Consider the following 18,364-nt stretch of genomic DNA (forward strand, 5'->3'; position numbering starts at 1 on the left):
CTCACAGCGCCGATGGTACTGCAGGGGGGACCCTGTGGGAGAGTAGGACGCCGCCGAACTAATCTTGATAAAGAGCTGGTCCCCGAACTTCGGTTCGGGGACCAGCTCTTTTTTGTTGTGCGTCACTTCGCGTTCACGTTGCACGGCGAGCATCCGCAGTATGCGTACTGCTGCAATGCTCAGGGCCGCCGGTGTGGGTGCCGGTGACGAGGTAGTCGTGCCGGCGTTCGGCAATGCCGAGGTCGCCGAAGCCGTCGTCCAGGCGGGTGCGACACCGGTGTTCGCGGACATAGACGGTTCGACCTACTGCCTCGACGCCGCAGAGGTGAACGCGGTCGTCGGACCGCGTACGGCCGCTGTCGTCGTCGTGCACCGCTTCGGCCGGCCGGCCGACATGACGGGGCTGTGGGAGGTCGGACAACGGCACGGGCTCCTCGTGCTGGAACAGGGCGAGTCGGAGACCCCGAACGGGGAGCTCGACGAGCGCAGGGCGCAAGCCGCGTTCCTCGACAGGCGGTTGAGGGGGGTGCGGACGCCGGAGAGCGGTGCCGGGCACACGTACCAGCAGTACGTCGTGCGGGTGCCGGGGAACGGGCGGCCGGACCGGGACGCGTTCGCGCGGGCCGTGCGCAGCAGGGGAGTCGACTGCCGGGTGCCGGTGAAGACCCCGGTGCACCGGATACCGCTGTTCCGGCGGGACGTCTGCCTGCCGGAGACGGAGCGGGCCGCGGACGAGACGCTGGCGCTGCCGGTCGGCGGCTTGTCGAGCAAGCGCGAGATGCAGCGGATGGTGTCCGCCTGCAATGCGCTGGGAGGGCTTCTGCAGCCCGCCTTCTAGGGCGTCGAACGCGGTTGGGAGCACGCTGCTGTTCGGGGTATGATCTATTCCGTTGCCGCGGGGGAGACCTCGACGCAACAGGCCCCTATAGCTCAGTCGGTAGAGCGTCTCCATGGTAAGGAGAAGGTCAACGGTTCGATTCCGTTTGGGGGCTCAGACTCGAAAGGCCTCCGCCCATTGGGCGGAGGCCTTTCGCATGTCCGGGGCCGGGTCCCGGCTCAGTCCTTGTGGAGGCCGGGGACGCGCATCGCGAGGATCGCCATGTCGTCGGACGGGGCGTCGGAGGCGAATCGTTCGACCGCGCGCATGATGCGGGCGGCCACCGCTCCGGCCGTCAGGCCCGTGCAGGTGGTGAGGACGTCCGCGAGGCCGTCGTCGCCCAGCATGCGGGTGCCCTCGCGGCGTTCGGTGACGCCGTCGGTCACGCACAGCAGGACGTCTCCCGGGTCCAGGGTGACCGTCTGCTCGTAAAGCTCCAGGTCCTCCATGACGCCGAGCAGCGGCTGGGGTTCGGCGGCCGGTTCGACGGTGCCGTCCTGGCGGAGCCGCAGGGGCAGCGGGTGGCCCGCGCAGACGACCTTGAGGAGCGCGGAGCCGTCCTCCTGCGGCCACAACTCCCCGTACAGGAGGGTCAGGAAGCGGCTGCGGGCGCCCTCGTCGAGGATGGCGGAGTTGAGGCGCTCCAGGACCGCGGGGCCGCCGAAGCCCTCGCGGGCGAGCAGGCGCAGCGCGTGGCGGGCGAGGCCGGTGACCGCGGCCGCCTCGGGGCCCGTGCCGCAGACGTCCCCGATCGCGAAGCCGTAGGCGCCGTCGCGGATGGGGAAGAGGTCGTAGAAGTCGCCCCCGACCTCGTTGCCCTCGCCGGCCGCGCGGTAGATGACCTCGACCTCCACGCCCTCGACGAGGGGGAGTTCCGGGGGCAGGAGGCTGCGCTGGAGGGACTGGCTGATGGCCGTGCGCTCCGAGTACAGGCGTGCGTTGTCGAGGGCGAGGGCGGCCCTGCGGCTCAAGTCCTCGGCCAGTTCCAGGATTTCCTGTCGGAAGTGCTCGTCGGACGGCTTGCCGAGCGTCAGCATGCCGATGACGCGGTTGCGTGCCACGAGGGGGAGTACGACCGTCTCGCCGCCGACGGCCGCGGCCGTCGCGAGGGTCGTGCCGATGCCGGAGTCGGAGTTCGGGGGTTCGCCGAGGCCCAGGCTGCGCATGGAGGTGCGCAGGGCGGCCTGGTGGGCGGCCTCCGCCGGGGCGGCCCACACACGGGCGCCCGGGGTCGGCACGGGGTCGGGCGGGGCGATCTTAGACAGGAGGGCCTTGAGGCCGTCGATGCGGTCCTCGTCCTCGTGCAGGACGTACGAGAGGTACGGGTCCGAGGCCTGGTCGGCGATCGTGTAGACCGCGCACCAGGTGGCCAGGGTGGGGACGGTCATCTGGGCCATGAGGGCGAGTGTCTGGTCGCGGTCCAGGGTGCCGGCGAGGAGGTCGGAGGCCTCCACGAGGAAGGAGAGGGAGCCTCGGCGCAGGCGTTCCAGCTCGCCCAGGCGGGCCGATTCGACGGCCAGGGCGATGCGGTCGGCGGCGAACTGGAGGCGCAGGGCCTCCTCGTTGGTGTACCTCCCGGGCGCTTCCGCCGCGACGCCGAGGGAGCCGGTGAGGCGGCCCTCGACCTTGAGGGGCACGGTGACGACCGAGCGCATCCCGGTGCCGCCCAGCAGGGGCACGGCCCCGGGGACGACCATGAGGTCCTCGTGGACGGCCGGCATACGGGCGGAGCCGTACCGTCCGGGGCCCGCCTCCACGGGGACGCGGGCGAAGCGCTGGCGGGCGGAGGGCAGGCCCGTGGAGGCGCGCACCTCCAACTCGGTCTCGTCGTCGGTCGCGAGGAGGAGGAAGGCGGAGTCGCCGTCGAGCATGTCGCGGGCGCGCTCCACGGTTCGCTGGAGGAGGCCGTCGAGGTCGTCGGGGGCCGGGGAGCCGATGAAGACCTCGAACGGGTCCGAGGCCTGGCCCTCGGAGCTGGTGGTGGTGTCGGTGGCCGAGGCGCGCAACGGGGTCTGGAGGACGGCGCGTTCGTGGTCGCGGACGAGCAGGCAGACCGTCGAGGGTTCGCCGCCGGTGTCGCGTACGCGCAGGTGTGAGGCGTAGACGGGGGTGACGCGGCCGTTGGCGCCGCGGAAGCCGTAGCTGCCCTCCCAGCGCGAGAGGCGGAGGGCCTCGACGATTCCGGTGCTCGTGCCGGGGGTGTGCGGCCAGGCGGCGAGATCGGTGAACGGTTTGCCGACGACCTTCTCGGCCGGGTGGCCGAAGAGCTCCTCGGCGTCCTCGCTCCAGGCGTTGATCGCGCCGGAGCGGTCGATCTGGACGACGGCGACGCGGACGCGGCCGTCGGCGAGGGGGAGCAGGTGGGTCGGGAGGGAGGGGCCCGCCGCCCGGGTGCCGACGGGGCGGTCCGGCAGTTCGAGCTGGAACCAGACCTGCTTGTGGGTCGGTGTGTACTCGACGCCCCAGCGGTCGGCCAGGGCCGCGCAGAGCTGGAGGCCGCGGCCGCCCTCCCGGTCGGGGCTGCCCATGTTGACGGCCGTCCCCTGGAGTGGGATCTCTCGTTCTGGGTAGCGGTCGGCCACCTCGATCCGTACACCGTCGTCGCTGCGCAGGCACAGGACGTCCGCGGACGTGCCGGCGTGTACCACGGCGTTGGTGACCAGTTCGCTGGTGAGGACCACGGCGTCGTCGACGATGTCGGCGAAGCCCCAGCCCTGGAGGGTGTCACGGACGAAGGAACGAGCGGTCGCGACGGACCGCCCGACGGGGTCGAAGCTGGCGGCCGCGCGCGCGGTGATCACAGAACTCCTTGTCCGGTTGTCGGCGGGCTGGGCTCCGTGGTCGGCCCGCTCCTGCCGGGGCAGGGGCTCGCTTCCCGTGGGCCTGGGATCCTGGGGTTGTCCCCCAGGATGCAGTCCGGTGGTCATGGTGCGGTGCCCTCCGATGCCTGCCCGCTCGTGATCGTGCCACCGCCCAGGCCGGAAGGACCGGCGCTGCTGGACAGCCGCATGCAAGGTTACTTACCTTCGCCGTCCACGCGGATGCCGGTCGCGCGTTTCCGCCCGCAGCGTGTGTGTGCGGACGATGTGCGAAGCTGCCGAACTGTTATGGCCTGGTTCAGGCAGGGTGAAACACTGGGCAGGCTTCAAGGGACGGTCCGGGCAGGCGAGTGCCTTCCGGTCGTCGAGCAGCAGTACCCGAGTACGCCGAGCAGTAATGGTCGACCCTTGCGGGAGGGACACAGTGGAGTCTGGCGCAGCGACGCGGGGCACGAAGACGCGCGCGAAAGGCGGACAGTCCCTGGGCAGTGAGCGCAAACCGCGCAATGGCACCACCGAGGTGGACACGGCGGCCCTGAACCGGCTGCTGACCGCCCTGGTGTCGATGCGGGACGGCAACTTCCGCAAGCGGCTCACGGTCACCGGTGACGGGGTCATGGCGGAGATCTCGGCCGTCTTCAACGAGGTGGCCGACCGGAACCTGCATCTGACGGGTGAGCTGTCGCGTGTGCGGCGCGTGGTCGGACGTGAGGGAAAGCTCACGGAACGCCTGGAGGCGGGTGCCTGCGAGGGTTCCTGGGCCTCGGCGATCGACGCGTCGAACGCGCTCGTGGACGACCTCGTACGGCCCGTGTCCGAGGTCGGCCGGGTGCTCTCCGCGGTGGCGGAGGGCGACCTGTCGCCCCGGATGGAGTTGCGGGCGCAGGCGGCCGACGGCAACGGCCATCCGCTGCGCGGCGAGTTCCTGAAGGTCGGCCGGACGGTCAACAACCTGGTCGACCAGTTGTCCACGTTCACCGACGAGGTCACGCGCGTGGCCAGCGAGGTGGGCACCGAGGGCAAGCTCGGCGGGCAGGCGCGGGTGCGCGGCATGTCCGGTTCGTGGAAGGACCTCACGGACTCGGTCAACACCATGGCCTACCGGCTGACGGCGCAGGTGCGGGACATCGCGCTCGTGACGACGGCGGTGGCCAAGGGTGATCTGTCCCGGAAGGTCACGGTTCACGTGGCCGGCGAGATGCTTGAGCTGAAGAACACCGTCAACACGATGGTGGACCAGCTCTCGTCCTTCTCGTCCGAGGTCACGCGAGTCGCCCGCGAGGTGGGCACGGAGGGCGAACTCGGCGGCCAGGCGCAGGTGCCTGGTGTGGCGGGCGTGTGGAAGGACCTCACCGATTCGGTGAACCTGATGGCCGGCAACCTGACGGCCCAGGTGCGGGGGATCGCACAGGTGACGACGGCGGTGGCCAACGGCGACCTGTCGCAGAAGGTGACCGTGTCGGCACGCGGCGAGGTCGCGCAGCTCGCCGAGACGATCAACCAGATGACGGAGACCCTGCGGACGTTCGCGGACGAGGTCACCCGGGTCGCCAACGAGGTCGGCGGCGAGGGGCGGCTCGGCGGGCAGGCGAACGTGCCGGGTGCGGCGGGTACGTGGAAGGACCTCACCGATTCGGTGAACACGGTCTTCCGGAACCTCACCACGCAGGTGCGGGACATCGCCGCGGTGACGACGGCGGTGGCCAACGGCGACCTGTCGCAGAAGGTCAGCGTCGAGGTCGCCGGCGAGATGCTGGAGCTGAAGAACACCGTCAACACGATGGTCGACCAGCTCTCCAGCTTCGGCGCCGAGGTGACCCGGGTGGCGCGGGAGATCGGCGTCGAGGGCGAGCTGGGCGGTCAGGCGCAGGTGCCGGGCGCGGCCGGTACGTGGAAGGACCTCACGGACTCCGTCAACACGGCGTTCCGCAACCTCACCGGACAGGTGCGCAACATCGCGCAGGTGACGACCGCGGTGGCCAACGGCGACCTGTCGCAGAAGGTCACCGTGGACGTCTCCGGCGAGATGCTCCAGCTGAAGAACACCGTGAACACGATGGTGGACCAGCTGTCGTCGTTCGCCGACCAGGTGACGCGGATGGCGCGCGACGTGGGCACCGAGGGCCGGCTCGGCGGCCAAGCCCGCGTGGACGGCGTGTCCGGCACCTGGAAGGACCTCACCGACTCCGTCAACTTCATGGCGGGCAACCTCACTTCCCAGGTGCGGCAGATCGCGCAGGTGACGACGGCGGTGGCCCGGGGCGACCTGTCGCAGAAGATCGAGGTCGACGCGCGGGGCGAGATCCTGGAGCTGAAGAACACCATCAACACGATGGTCGACCAGCTCAGCGCCTTCGCCGAGCAGGTGACGCGGGTGGCCCGCGACGTGGGTACCGAGGGCCGGCTGGGCGGGCAGGCACAGGTGCCGGGCGTCGCCGGCGTGTGGCGCGACCTGACGGACTCCGTGAACGGCATGGCGGGCAACCTCACCGCCCAGGTGCGCAACATCGCGCAGGTCGCGACGGCGGTGGCCCGCGGTGACCTGTCGCAGAAGATCGACGTGGACGCGCGGGGCGAGATCCTGGAGCTGAAGAACACCCTCAACACGATGGTGGACCAGCTCTCCAACTTCGCCGAGCAGGTGACGCGGGTGGCCCGCGAGGTGGGCACCGAGGGCATCCTCGGCGGGCAGGCCGAGGTCCAGGGTGTCTCCGGCACCTGGAAGGACCTCACGCAGTCCGTGAACTTCATGGCGAACAACCTGACCATCCAGGTGCGCAACATCGCCGAGGTCACGACCGCCGTCACGATGGGCGACCTGTCGAAGAAGATCACCGTCGACGCCAAGGGGGAGATCCTCGAACTGGTCACGACCGTCAACACGATGGTCGACCAGCTGTCGTCGTTCGCCGAGCAGGTCACCAGGGTGGCCCGCGAGGTGGGTACCGAGGGCCAACTGGGCGGCCAGGCGCGGGTGCCCGGCGTCACGGGCATCTGGAAGGACCTCAGCGACAACGTCAACCTGATGGCCTACAACCTGACCATGCAGGTGCGGAACATCTCGCAGGTCGCGGCGGCCGTCGCCAACGGCGACCTGACGCGGACGGTGACGATCGAGGCCCGCGGCGAGGTCGCGCAGCTCGCCGACACCTTCAACACGATGGTGAAGACGCTGAGTTCGTTCGCCGACCAGGTCACCAAGGTGGCCCGCGAGGTGGGCACGGACGGCATCCTCGGCGGCCAGGCGCGGGTGCCGGGCGTGTCGGGTACGTGGAAGGACCTCACCGAGTCGGTGAACGGCATGGCGTCGAACCTGACCGGCCAGGTCCGCAACATCGCGATGGTCACCACGGCCATCGCGAAGGGCGACCTGACCAAGAAGATCGACATCGACGCGCGCGGCGAGATCCTGGAGCTCAAGACCACCATCAACACGATGGTCGACCAGCTCTCCTCGTTCGCCGAGGAGGTCACCAGGGTGGCCCGCGAGGTGGGCACCGAGGGGCAGTTGGGCGGCCAGGCGCGGGTGCGTGACGTCGACGGCACCTGGCGCGACCTCACCGAGTCGGTGAACGAGATGGCCGGGAACCTGACCCGGCAGGTGCGTGCCATCGCGCGCGTGGCGACCGCGGTGACGCGCGGCGACCTCAACCTGAAGATCGACGTGGACGCCTCGGGCGAGATCCAGGAGCTTCAGGACTACATCAACAAGATGATCGCCAACCTCCGCGACACCACCATCGCCAACAAGGAGCAGGACTGGCTGAAGGGCAACCTCGCCCGGATCTCCGGTCTGATGCAGGGCCGCAGGGACCTGGCGGACGTGGCCTCGCTGATCATGAGCGAGCTGACCCCGGTGGTGTCGGCGCAGCACGGCGCGTTCTTCCTGGCGATGCCGCTGGACGACGGCAAGGACGTGGGCGCCGCCCACGACGACTCGTACGAACTGCGGATGCTGGGGTCCTACGGGTACTCGATGGGCTCCATGCCGACGTCGTTCCGGCCCGGCGAGACGCTCATCGGGACCGCGGCGAAGGAGAAGCGCACGATCCTGGTGGAGAACGTGCCGCCGGGGTACCTGAAGATCGCCTCGGGGCTGGGCGAGGCGCCTCCGGCGCACGTCATCGTGCTGCCGGTGCTCTTCGAGGCGACCGTGCTCGGAGTGATCGAGCTGGCCTCGTTCCAGCCGTTCACGCACATCCAGAAGGACTTCCTCAGCCAGATCGCCGAGATGATCGCGACGAGCGTCAACACGATCGCGGTCAACACGAAGACCGAGGTGCTGCTCAAGCAGTCCCAGGAGCTGACCGAGCAGCTCCGGGAGCGCTCGGCCGAGCTGGAGAACCGGCAGAAGGCCCTCCAGGCGTCCAACGCCGAGCTGGAGGAGAAGGCCGAACTGCTGGCCCAGCAGAACCGCGACATCGAGGTGAAGAACACCGAGATCGAGGAGGCGCGGCAGGTCCTGGAGGAGCGGGCCGAGCAACTCGCCGTCTCCATGCGGTACAAGAGCGAGTTCCTCGCCAACATGTCGCACGAGCTGCGGACACCGCTCAACTCGCTGCTCATCCTGGCCAAGCTGCTCGCCGACAACGCCGACTCCAACCTGACGCCGAAGCAGGTCGAGTTCGCGGAGACGATCCACGGGGCGGGTTCCGACCTCCTCCAGCTCATCAACGACATCCTCGACCTGTCGAAGGTCGAGGCGGGCAAGATGGACGTGTCGCCGACCCGGATCGCGCTGGTGCAGCTCGTCGACTACGTCGAGGCCACCTTCCGTCCGCTGACCGCGGAGAAGGGCCTCGACTTCTCCGTACGGGTGTCCCCGGAGCTGCCGGCCACGCTGCACACGGACGAGCAGCGGCTCCTCCAGGTGCTGCGCAATCTGCTGTCCAACGCGGTGAAGTTCACCGATTCCGGAGCGGTCGAACTGGTCATCAGGCCCGCGGGCGCGGAAGTTCCGGTCGCCATCAGGGAACAGCTCCTGGAGGCGGGGTCGCTGCGGGACGCGGACGCCGACCTGATCGCGTTCTCCGTGACCGACACGGGCATCGGGATCGCCGCGAGCAAGATGCGGGTGATCTTCGAGGCGTTCAAGCAGGCCGACGGCACCACGAGCCGCAAGTACGGCGGTACGGGACTGGGGCTGTCCATCTCGCGGGAGATCGCGCGGCTGCTGGGCGGCGAGATCCACGCGCAGAGCGAGCCGGGACGCGGATCGACGTTCACGCTGTACTTGCCGCTGCACCCCAGCGAACTGCCGCCGCAGGGCTATCCGCAGCTCGCCCCCTCCATGGAGAACGGCGAACTCGTCGGGGCCGGGGAGGACGGGGGCCATGTGGAGACCCCCGCCGAGGTCAAGTCCTACCAGGAGACGCAGAACGGGGCCGCGGCGCTCTTCAGGCGGCGCCGCCGGGCCCTGCCCGCGGGTGAGCAGCGGGGGGCGGGCACGGGGCAGCACACGCAGCCTCAGGAGTCCTGGGTCACGCGCGCCGAGGAGCGGGCGGCCGTGCAGTCGCGCGCGGTCTTCCACTTCGAGGGCGAGAAGGTGCTGATCGTCGACGACGACATCCGCAACGTGTTCGCTCTGACCAGCGTCCTGGAGCAGCACGGCCTGTCGGTCCTGTACGCCGAGAACGGCCGGGAGGGCATCGAGGTCCTGGAGCAGCACGACGACGTGACCGTCGTGCTGATGGACATCATGATGCCCGAGATGGACGGGTACGCGACCACGACGGCGATTCGCCGGATGCCCCAGTTCGCGGGCCTGCCGATCATCGCCCTCACGGCCAAGGCCATGAAGGGCGACCGGGAGAAGGCCATCGAATCGGGTGCCTCCGACTACGTCACCAAGCCGGTCGATCCCGACCACCTGCTCACGGTGATGGAGCAGTGGATGCGCGGGCAGTGACCGCTCGGCCGCGGTGCCGCGATCGGCGGACCGGGCGCGCGGGGCGCGCCCGGCCGGCCGGACCGCCGCGTCGCGTGAGCGGAATGTGCCGGGCAATGCTGACTGACTGTGCCCGGGGCCGTGTAGAGAGCCGGGATTCGGGGAACCTTCTGGTCTCCCGCTGCGTTTCTGCTACGTGCACAGTGACATCGCGGTGACAGGGTGTGGCGACAGGCGGGGTGCGGCTACCATGACCGGCACAAGGACGGGCGGCGCAAGGGAGTCGTCCCCTGGGATGGCGCCGGGTGCCACCCAAGGTCCTGTGGACAGGGGAGGCCCCATGCCGGGGCGAGGAGGGCGGGCCATGGTGCAGAAGGCCAAGATCCTCCTGGTCGATGACCGGCCGGAGAATCTGCTGGCGCTGGAGGCCATCCTCTCCGCGCTCGATCAGACACTGGTCCGGGCATCGTCCGGGGAGGAAGCGCTCAAAGCACTGCTCACGGACGACTTCGCGGTCATTCTGCTGGATGTCCAGATGCCGGGCATGGACGGTTTCGAGACCGCGGCGCACATCAAGCGGCGGGAACGGACCCGGGACATCCCGATCATCTTCCTCACGGCGATCAACCACGGCCCGCACCACACCTTCCGCGGATACGCGGCGGGTGCGGTCGACTACATCTCGAAGCCGTTCGATCCGTGGGTGCTGCGCGCGAAGGTCTCGGTGTTCGTCGAGCTGTACATGAAGAACTGCCAACTGCGGGAGCAGGCGGCCCTGCTGCGCCTCCAGTTGGAGGGCAACGGCGGCAAGGCGGTCGGCGAGGTGAAGGAGCCCGCGGGGCTGCTCGCCGAACTCTCCGCACGGCTCGCGGCTGTCGAGGAGCAGGCGGAGGCGCTCTCCAAGCAGCTCGACGACGACTCCGCGGACGCGGCGGCGGTCGCGACGGCGGCCCATCTCGAACGCAAACTCACGGGCTTGCGGCGGGCGCTGGACGCGCTGGAGCCGGGCACGGGGAGTGGGGCGGCTTCGCTGCCCTCGCAGAACTGACACGACTGTTCAGGGCCGGGCGCCGTGCGCCCGCCCACTACGCCGGTCGCTCCGGTACCCACCGCGTGGCGGTGGCCCCTCGCGGGGCCGACCATGACGTGGGCCGCGCGACCGGCGTTTGCGCGTGCGGTTGCGGCTTGCGGCTTGGGGTTGAGGCTTCTGGCTCCGAGGCCTGATGGCTCGGTGCTCGGTGCCAGTGCTCCGGTGGGGCGCTTTCCGTGAGGGTTCGTGGAGGCGCTTCCCTTGGAGGGCGTGACCGGAGCGCCGGAACGGGGGCGTCCGGGTGCAACTCCGGTGCCGGACGCGGGGATCGGGGCCCGTCGGCCGACTCCGAGGTCGAGCGGGGGCGGGACCGGGGACGCCCGGTGGCCCGTACGGCTTCCGTGCGTGACGTGCCGTCAGCCTGGCGCCCCGCACGGGCGACACGAACGGGTGAAGCAGTAGGCACACGTGTCCGCAGTGGTCTCCACCGGTAACCTCACACCCATGGCCTCACGTCAGTCCGCAGCCAAGAAGTCGCCCGCGAAGAAGGCGGCCGCTCCGACGAAGGCTCCGGCGAAGAAGGCCCCCGCGAAGAAAGCCGCCGCGAAAAGGGTGCCTGCGAAGAAGGCCGCAGCCAGGAAAGCCGCGCCCCCGAAGCCGGCGCCCAGCCCCACCGGGGGCGTGTACCGGCTCGTCCGTGCCCTGTGGCTCGGCATCGCGCACGCCGTCGGCGCGGTGTTCCGCGGCATAGGGCAGGGCGCCAAGGGGCTCGACCCGGCGCACCGCAAGGACGGCCTCGCCCTGCTGCTCCTCGGTCTCGCGCTGATCGTCGCCGCCGGGACCTGGTCCAACCTCCAGGGTCCGGTGGGCGATCTCGTCGAGATGCTCGTGACCGGCGCCTTCGGACGCATCGACCTGCTCGTGCCGATCCTCTTCGCGGTCGTCGCGGTCCGGCTCATCCGGCACCCCGAGCAGCCCGACGCCAACGGGCGCATCGTCATCGGCCTGTCCGCGCTCGTCGTCGGAGTGCTCGGGCAGGTCCACATCGCCTGCGGCTCGCCCGCCCGCGTCGACGGCATGCAGGCCATAAGGGACGCAGGCGGGCTCATCGGCTGGAGCGCGGCCACCCCGCTGTCGTACACGATGGGCGACGTGCTCGCCGTGCCGCTGCTGGTGCTGCTCACCGTCTTCGGGCTGCTGGTCGTCACCGCCACGCCCGTCAACGCCATCCCGCAGCGGCTGCGCCAACTCGGTGCCAGGCTCGGCCTCGTACAGCCGCCGGTGACCGACGAGCCCTTCGGCGAGGACGACGAGCGCTACGACGAGCAGTGGCGCGGAGGGCTGCCCGCGGGCGCTCGCAGGCGCGGTCCCACGCCGCAGGACTACGACCCGGACGGCGCGGAGCAGGAGGCGCTCTCCGAGCGCCGCAGCCGCCGCAGGCGGCCCGCCGTGCAGCAGCCCTCCCTGGACCGGCCCATGGACGCGGTGGACGTGGCCGCGGCCGCCGCGGCGGCGCTCGACGGCGCCGTCATGCACGGGATGCCGCCGTCGCCCCTGGTGGCCGACCTGACGCAGGGCGTGGGTGCAGACAGAGCGGACAGAGGGGACAGGGCAGACAGGGGCGACCGGCAGGACACCGGGCGCCGCGAGGACACCACGCCGGTGCCCGCCGCGCGCGCGAAGGCGGTCAAGCCCAAGCAGGAGATGCTGAAGGCGGGCGTCGCCGACCTCACCAAGCCGGCTCCGGAGACGCCGCGCGACCTGCCGCCGCGTGCCGAGCAGCTGCAGCTCTCGGGCGACATCACGTACTCCCTGCCCTCGCTCGACCTCCTGGAGCGCGGCGGCCCCGGCAAGGCGCGCAGCGCCGCGAACGACGCCGTCGTCGACTCGCTGACCACCGTCTTCACGGAGTTCAAGGTCGACGCCGCCGTCACCGGCTTCACCCGCGGTCCGACGGTCACGCGGTACGAGGTCGAACTGGGCCCCGCCGTGAAGGTGGAGCGCATCACCGCCCTCACCAAGAACATCGCGTACGCCGTGGCGAGTCCCGACGTGCGGATCATCAGCCCGATCCCCGGCAAGTCCGCGGTCGGCATCGAGATCCCCAACACCGACCGGGAGATGGTCAACCTCGGTGACGTGCTCCGCCTCGCGGCCGCCGCCGAGGACGAGCACCCGATGCTGGTGGCGCTCGGCAAGGACGTCGAGGGCGGCTACGTGATGGCCAACCTCGCGAAGATGCCGCACGTGCTCGTGGCCGGAGCGACCGGCTCGGGCAAGTCCTCGTGCATCAACTGCCTGATCACGTCCGTCATGGTGCGCGCGACCCCCGAGGACGTACGCATGGTCCTCGTCGACCCCAAGCGCGTCGAACTCACCGCGTACGAAGGCATTCCGCACCTGATCACACCGATCATCACCAACCCGAAGCGGGCCGCCGAGGCGCTCCAGTGGGTCGTGCGCGAGATGGACCTGCGCTACGACGACCTCGCGGCGTTCGGCTACCGGCACATCGACGACTTCAACGACGCCATCCGCAAGGGGAAGGTCAAGCTGCCGGAGGGCAGCGAGCGGGAGCTCTCCCCGTACCCGTACCTGCTGGTGATCGTGGACGAGCTGGCCGACCTGATGATGGTCGCCCCGCGGGACGTCGAGGACGCGATCGTGCGCATCACGCAGCTCGCGCGTGCCGCCGGCATCCACCTGGTGCTCGCCACCCAGCGGCCCTCGGTGGACGTCGTGACCGGTCTGATCAAGGCGAACGTCCCCTCCCGGCTCGCCTTCGCGACCTCCTCCCTCGCCGACAGCCGGGTCATCCTCGACCAGCCCGGCGCCGAGAAGCTGATCGGCAAGGGCGACGGACTGTTCCTGCCGATGGGGGCGAACAAGCCGACCCGTATGCAGGGCGCCTTCGTCACCGAGGACGAGGTCGCCGCCGTCGTGCAGCACTGCAAGGACCAGATGGCGCCCGTCTTCCGTGAGGACGTCACCGTGGGCACCAAGCAGAAGAAGGAGATCGACGAGGACATCGGCGACGACCTGGACCTGCTGTGCCAGGCGGCCGAACTCGTCGTCTCCACGCAGTTCGGGTCGACCTCGATGCTCCAGCGCAAGCTGCGCGTCGGCTTCGCCAAGGCGGGCCGGCTGATGGATCTGATGGAGTCCCGGAACATCGTCGGACCGAGCGAAGGTTCGAAGGCACGTGATGTTCTTGTGAAGGCTGACGAGCTGGACGGAGTGCTTGCGGTGATCCGGGGGGAGGCTCAACCGTAAGGAGACGAAGCGGTCCGGTTCCGCCACCGGTGGGTCAGGGCCACACGGGTGAACGGGCGCGGGTGACCGGGCCCGAAGCACCCGGGTGATCCGAACGTGACTCAGCCGTAAGGAAACGGTGAGCAACCGTTTCCCTTCGTCGCACGTCAAGTTGAGGGAGGGTGAGAGCCCGCCTTCCGCCACCGGGATGCCGGGCCATTCCGATGGCGTACAAAGTCATACCGCCCGGTTGCCCCACCCTTTCGTACCCCCCCTAGACTGAACCTCCAGCACAGGTGGCTACACGCTCGAAAGGCCCCCCCGTGTCCATCGGCAACTCCCCTGACGACAACTCCCCTCAGGACGAGCGTCCCTTCGAATTCGAGAAGGACGATCGTCCCTCGATCGGCCGTGCCCTCCAGCAGGCTCGTATCGCGGCGGGGCTGACCGTCGACGACGTCAGTAACGCCACCCGGGTCCGCATCGCCATCGTGCACGCGATCGAACAGGACGACTTCGGACCCTGCGGCGGTGACGTGTACGCGCGCGGTCACCTCAAAACCCTGGCGCGCGCCGTCCAGCTCGATCCGACCGAACTGCTCGCCCGCTACGACGACGAGCACGGCGGGCGGCCCGCGCCGACGGCGGCGGCACCCATGTTCGAGGCGGAGCGGATCCGTCCGGAGCGCCGCGGCCCCAACTGGACCGCGGCCATGGTCGCCGCGATCGTCGCCGTGGTCGGCTTCGTCGGCTTCACGATGTTCGGCGACGACGACGAGGACGGCCGGTCGACGCAGGTGGCCGAGGGTTCCACGCCGACCACCAGCAAGCCGGCCAAGACCACCCCCTCCCCGTCCAAGTCCGCCGACCCCAAGTCCGACCCGTCGGACAGCGCCATCGCGGCCGCGCCGCAGGACAAGGTGACCGTCCGCGTGACGGCTCCCGACGGGCGCAGCTGGATCTCGGCCAAGGACCACAACGGCCGGCTGCTCTTCGACGGCTTCCTGAAGCAGGGCGACTCCAAGACCTTCCAGGACAAGGAGAAGATCGACCTCGTCCTCGGTGACGCGGGCGCGCTCCAGCTCTACGTGAACGGCAAGAAGATCGAGGACGAGTTCGCACCCGGCCAGGTCGAGCGACTCACGTACACGAAGGGCGACCCCGAGGTCGGCTGAGTCCGCCTCCGGCCCCGGTCCCGTACCGCAGGGCCCGCTCCCGTACTCCGGGGGGCGGGCCCTGCGGCGTTCTCGGCGGCGGTCCGCCACGGCGGCGGCCGCCGGACCGCCGTGGCGACGGGAGCCCGTCGGCGCGTGATTTCGCGTGTTCGTGTCTCCCGACACACACCGATTCCGGTGGATTCACGGGTTCGGCCGGGGTTTCCGGGCCGGCGGCACCGAGCCGACCATGATCGGCCAACCCCGTCGACGTGGGCCGTCAGTGGGACGAAGTAGTCTTGAGTCCATGCCTGAACGCCGTACCGTCGCACTTGTCACTCTTGGCTGCGCCCGTAACGAGGTGGACTCGGAGGAGCTCGCAGGCCGTTTGGAGGCGGACGGCTGGCACCTCGTGGAGGACGCCGAGAACGCGGACGTCGCCGTCGTCAACACCTGCGGCTTCGTCGAGGCCGCCAAGAAGGACTCCGTCGACGCCCTGCTGGAGGCCAACGACCTCAAGGGCCACGGCAGAACCCAGGCGGTCGTGGCCGTCGGCTGCATGGCCGAGCGGTACGGCAAGGAGCTGGCCGAGGCCCTCCCCGAGGCGGACGGCGTGCTCGGCTTCGACGACTACGCCGACATCTCCGACCGGCTCCAGACCATCCTGAACGGCGGCATCCACGCCGCCCACACCCCGCGCGACCGCCGCAAGCTGCTGCCGATCAGCCCGGCGGAGCGGCAGAGCGCCGGCGCGGAGGTCGCCCTTCCCGGGCACGGCCCCGCCGACCTTCCCGAGGGCGTCGCCCCCGAGTCGGGCCCCCGTGCGCCGCTGCGCCGCCGGCTCGACGGCTCCCCGGTCGCCTCGGTCAAGCTGGCCTCGGGCTGCGACCGGCGGTGCTCCTTCTGCGCCATCCCCTCCTTCCGCGGCTCCTTCATCTCGCGCCGCCCGAGCGACGTACTGGGCGAGACGCGCTGGCTGGCCGAGCAGGGCGTGAAGGAGGTCATGCTGGTCTCCGAGAACAACACCTCGTACGGCAAGGACCTCGGCGACATCCGCCTCCTGGAGACGCTGCTGCCCGAACTGGCCGAGGTGGACGGCATCGAGCGGGTGCGGGTCAGCTACCTCCAGCCCGCCGAGATGCGCCCCGGACTCATCGACGTGCTGACCTCCACGCCGAAGGTCGCGCCCTACTTCGACCTGTCGTTCCAGCACTCCGCCCCGGGCGTGCTGCGCGCGATGCGGCGCTTCGGGAGCACCGACCAGTTCCTGGAGCTGCTCGACAGGATCCGCTCCAAGGCGCCGCAGGCCGGTGTCCGGTCCAACTTCATCGTGGGCTTCCCCGGCGAGACCGCCGAGGACCTGGCCGAGCTGGAGCGCTTCCTCACCGCGGCGCGCCTCGACGCCATCGGAGTCTTCGGCTACTCCGACGAGGACGGCACCGAGGCCGCGACGTACGAGGACAAGCTGGCCGAGGACGTCGTCGCCGAGCGTCTCGCGCGGGTGTCCCGGCTCGCGGAGGAACTGGTCTCGCAGCGTGCCGAGGAGCGCGTCGGCGAGACGCTGAACGTACTCGTCGAGTCCCTCGGTTCCGCCGACGAGGACGAGCCCGCGTACGGCCGCGCCGAACACCAGGCGCCCGAGACCGACGGACAGGTGCTGTTCACGAGCGGCGCGGGTCTGGTCGTCGGCCGTATGGTCGAGGCGAAGGTGGTCGGTACGGAAGGTGTCGACCTGGTGGCCGAGCCGCTCCCGGGCTCGACGGTGTGTCCTGAGGAGGCGGCCAGATGACCGGAGTCCCGGCATCAGCGGCGGGCGGCCCCGGCGCGCACGGTACGGCCGGCGCCTCCGCCACGGGAACGACCGGTACGGACGCGCCCCCCGCGGGCACGTCGGCCACGGGAACCACCGGCACGGACACGGCCGCAGCGGGCTCCGCCCGCACGGAGACTCCCGGTCTCACCGGGCCCGGCCCCTCCGGGATCACGGACCCGGAGGCCCTGCGGGCCACCGCACCCGAGGGTTTCGGCGTCACCGGCACGGATGCCTCCGGGGTGCAGGGCTCCAAGCAGCCGCGTGGCGGGAAGCTCGGCGCCGCGGCCGTCAACCAGGCCAGCCTCTGGAACGTCGCCAATCTGCTCACGATGCTGCGGCTCGTGCTCGTGCCCGGCTTCGTGGCACTGATGCTGGCGGACGGCGGATACGACCCCGTGTTGCGCGCCTGGGCCTGGGCCGCCTTCGCGGTCGCCATGATCACGGACGTCTTCGACGGGCATCTGGCGCGTACGTACAACCTCGTCACCGACTTCGGGAAGATCGCCGACCCGATCGCCGACAAGGCGATCATGGGTGCCGCGCTGATCTGCCTCTCCTACCTCGGTGACCTGCCGTGGTGGGTGACCGGCGTGATCCTCGGCCGCGAGCTGGGCGTCACCGTCATCCGCTTCGTGGTGATCCGCTACGGGGTGATCCCCGCCAGCCGCGGCGGCAAGCTCAAGACGCTCGCCCAGGGCATGGCCGTGGGGATGTACATCCTCGCGCTGGTCGGGCCGCTGGCCACCCTCAGGTGGTGGGTGATGGCCGTCGCCGTGATCCTGACCGTCGTCACCGGACTCGACTACGTACGGCAGGCCGTCGTGCTGAGGCGCCAGGGACTGGCCGAGCGGAAGGCCGCCGCCCGGGAGGCGCGCGCGTGACCCATCCGGCCGCCGAGGTGCTGCGACTACTCACGGTGAGGGGCGAGACGCTCGCCGTCGCCGAGTCGCTGACCGGTGGCCTGGTGGCCGCCGAACTCGCGGCGGTGCCCGGGGCCTCCAAGGCCTTCCGCGGCTCGGTGACCGCTTACGCCACCGACCTCAAGCGCGACGTCCTCCACGTCGACGCCGCACTGCTGGAGCGTCGCGGAGCGGTGGATCCGCAGGTTGCGGCCCAGATGGCGGCCGGTGTGCGCCGGGCGCTCGGCGCGGACTGGGGGATCGCGACGACCGGCGTGGCCGGGCCCGACCCTCAGGACGGACAGCCGGTGGGCACGGTTTTCGTCGCCGTGGACGGACCCTTCGGCGCGGCCGGAGAGGCGTCCGGCGGCGGGAAAGTGGCGGCGCTGCGGTTGAACGGCTCCCGTACGGAAATCCGTATGGAGAGTGTACGGAGCGTGGTCGCACTGCTTCTGGAGCAGCTTGTGGGCGAACGCACTGGGAATGAGCGGGCACAGGATACGGAACAGAACGGGGGGTTTTGATGTTTGCAGCCCTGAGTGAACACGACATCGCTCCCCGCACGGCCGCAGCGCTAGGCGGTACGGTGGGGCGAGAAGGATGCGGCTACGCGGTCCGAGGAGGGAGCCACCG

General features: G+C 70.4%; 9 protein-coding genes and 1 tRNA gene. 9 read left to right on the top strand and 1 reads right to left on the bottom strand.

Features of this window, described 5'->3' with window-relative positions; all coding sequences use genetic code 11:
- Window positions 1–160 precede the first annotated feature (160 nt).
- A complete protein-coding gene (locus IE265_RS20825) occupies window positions 161–838 on the top strand; it encodes a DegT/DnrJ/EryC1/StrS family aminotransferase (protein WP_190037158.1) in 678 nt (225 codons plus the stop codon).
- Between the two features lie 81 nt (window positions 839–919).
- A tRNA-Thr gene (locus IE265_RS20830) sits at window positions 920–992 on the top strand.
- Between the two features lie 64 nt (window positions 993–1,056).
- Here IE265_RS20830 and IE265_RS20835 read toward each other — a convergent pair.
- A complete protein-coding gene (locus IE265_RS20835; protein WP_190037159.1) occupies window positions 1,057–3,804 on the bottom strand; it encodes a SpoIIE family protein phosphatase in 2,748 nt (915 codons plus the stop codon).
- Between the two features lie 316 nt (window positions 3,805–4,120).
- Between IE265_RS20835 and IE265_RS20840 the strand changes: the two genes are divergently transcribed.
- The 7 genes from IE265_RS20840 to IE265_RS20870 all read left to right on the top strand — a co-directional run bounded on the left by IE265_RS20840 (window position 4,121) and on the right by IE265_RS20870 (window position 18,255).
- Window positions 4,121–9,604, top strand: coding sequence for a HAMP domain-containing protein (locus IE265_RS20840; RefSeq protein WP_190037160.1), 5,484 nt, complete (start codon window positions 4,121–4,123; stop codon window positions 9,602–9,604).
- A 343-nt stretch (window positions 9,605–9,947) separates the two neighbouring features.
- The gene (locus tag IE265_RS20845) at window positions 9,948–10,631 is read left to right on the top strand and encodes a response regulator (RefSeq protein WP_190037161.1); all 684 of its coding nucleotides are present in this window, start codon (window positions 9,948–9,950) and stop codon (window positions 10,629–10,631) included.
- A 486-nt stretch (window positions 10,632–11,117) separates the two neighbouring features.
- Window positions 11,118–13,886, top strand: coding sequence for a DNA translocase FtsK (locus IE265_RS20850; RefSeq protein WP_190037162.1), 2,769 nt, complete (start codon window positions 11,118–11,120; stop codon window positions 13,884–13,886).
- Window positions 13,887–14,188: 302 nt separating this feature from the next.
- Window positions 14,189–15,040 (top strand): helix-turn-helix domain-containing protein, encoded by an 852-nt coding sequence (locus IE265_RS20855; RefSeq protein WP_190037163.1) that lies wholly within the window; start codon window positions 14,189–14,191, stop codon window positions 15,038–15,040.
- Window positions 15,041–15,326: 286 nt separating this feature from the next.
- Window positions 15,327–16,808, top strand: coding sequence for a 30S ribosomal protein S12 methylthiotransferase RimO (gene rimO / locus IE265_RS20860; protein WP_190037164.1), 1,482 nt, complete (start codon window positions 15,327–15,329; stop codon window positions 16,806–16,808).
- Complete coding sequence (pgsA, locus tag IE265_RS20865; RefSeq protein ID WP_190037165.1) at window positions 16,805–17,713, top strand: CDP-diacylglycerol--glycerol-3-phosphate 3-phosphatidyltransferase; 909 nt, start codon at window positions 16,805–16,807, stop codon at window positions 17,711–17,713. Before rimO ends, pgsA begins: the two co-directional genes overlap by 4 nt.
- On the top strand, window positions 17,710–18,255 hold the full coding sequence (locus tag IE265_RS20870; protein WP_190037166.1) for a CinA family protein: 546 nt from the start codon (window positions 17,710–17,712) through the stop codon (window positions 18,253–18,255). The genes pgsA and IE265_RS20870 overlap by 4 nt, the downstream gene beginning before the upstream one ends.
- The last annotated feature ends 109 nt before the right edge of the window (window positions 18,256–18,364 follow it).

Origin of the sequence: Streptomyces fructofermentans, from assembly GCF_014651055.1 — a bacterium.
Classification (GTDB): Bacteria; Actinomycetota; Actinomycetes; order Streptomycetales; family Streptomycetaceae; genus Streptomyces; species Streptomyces fructofermentans.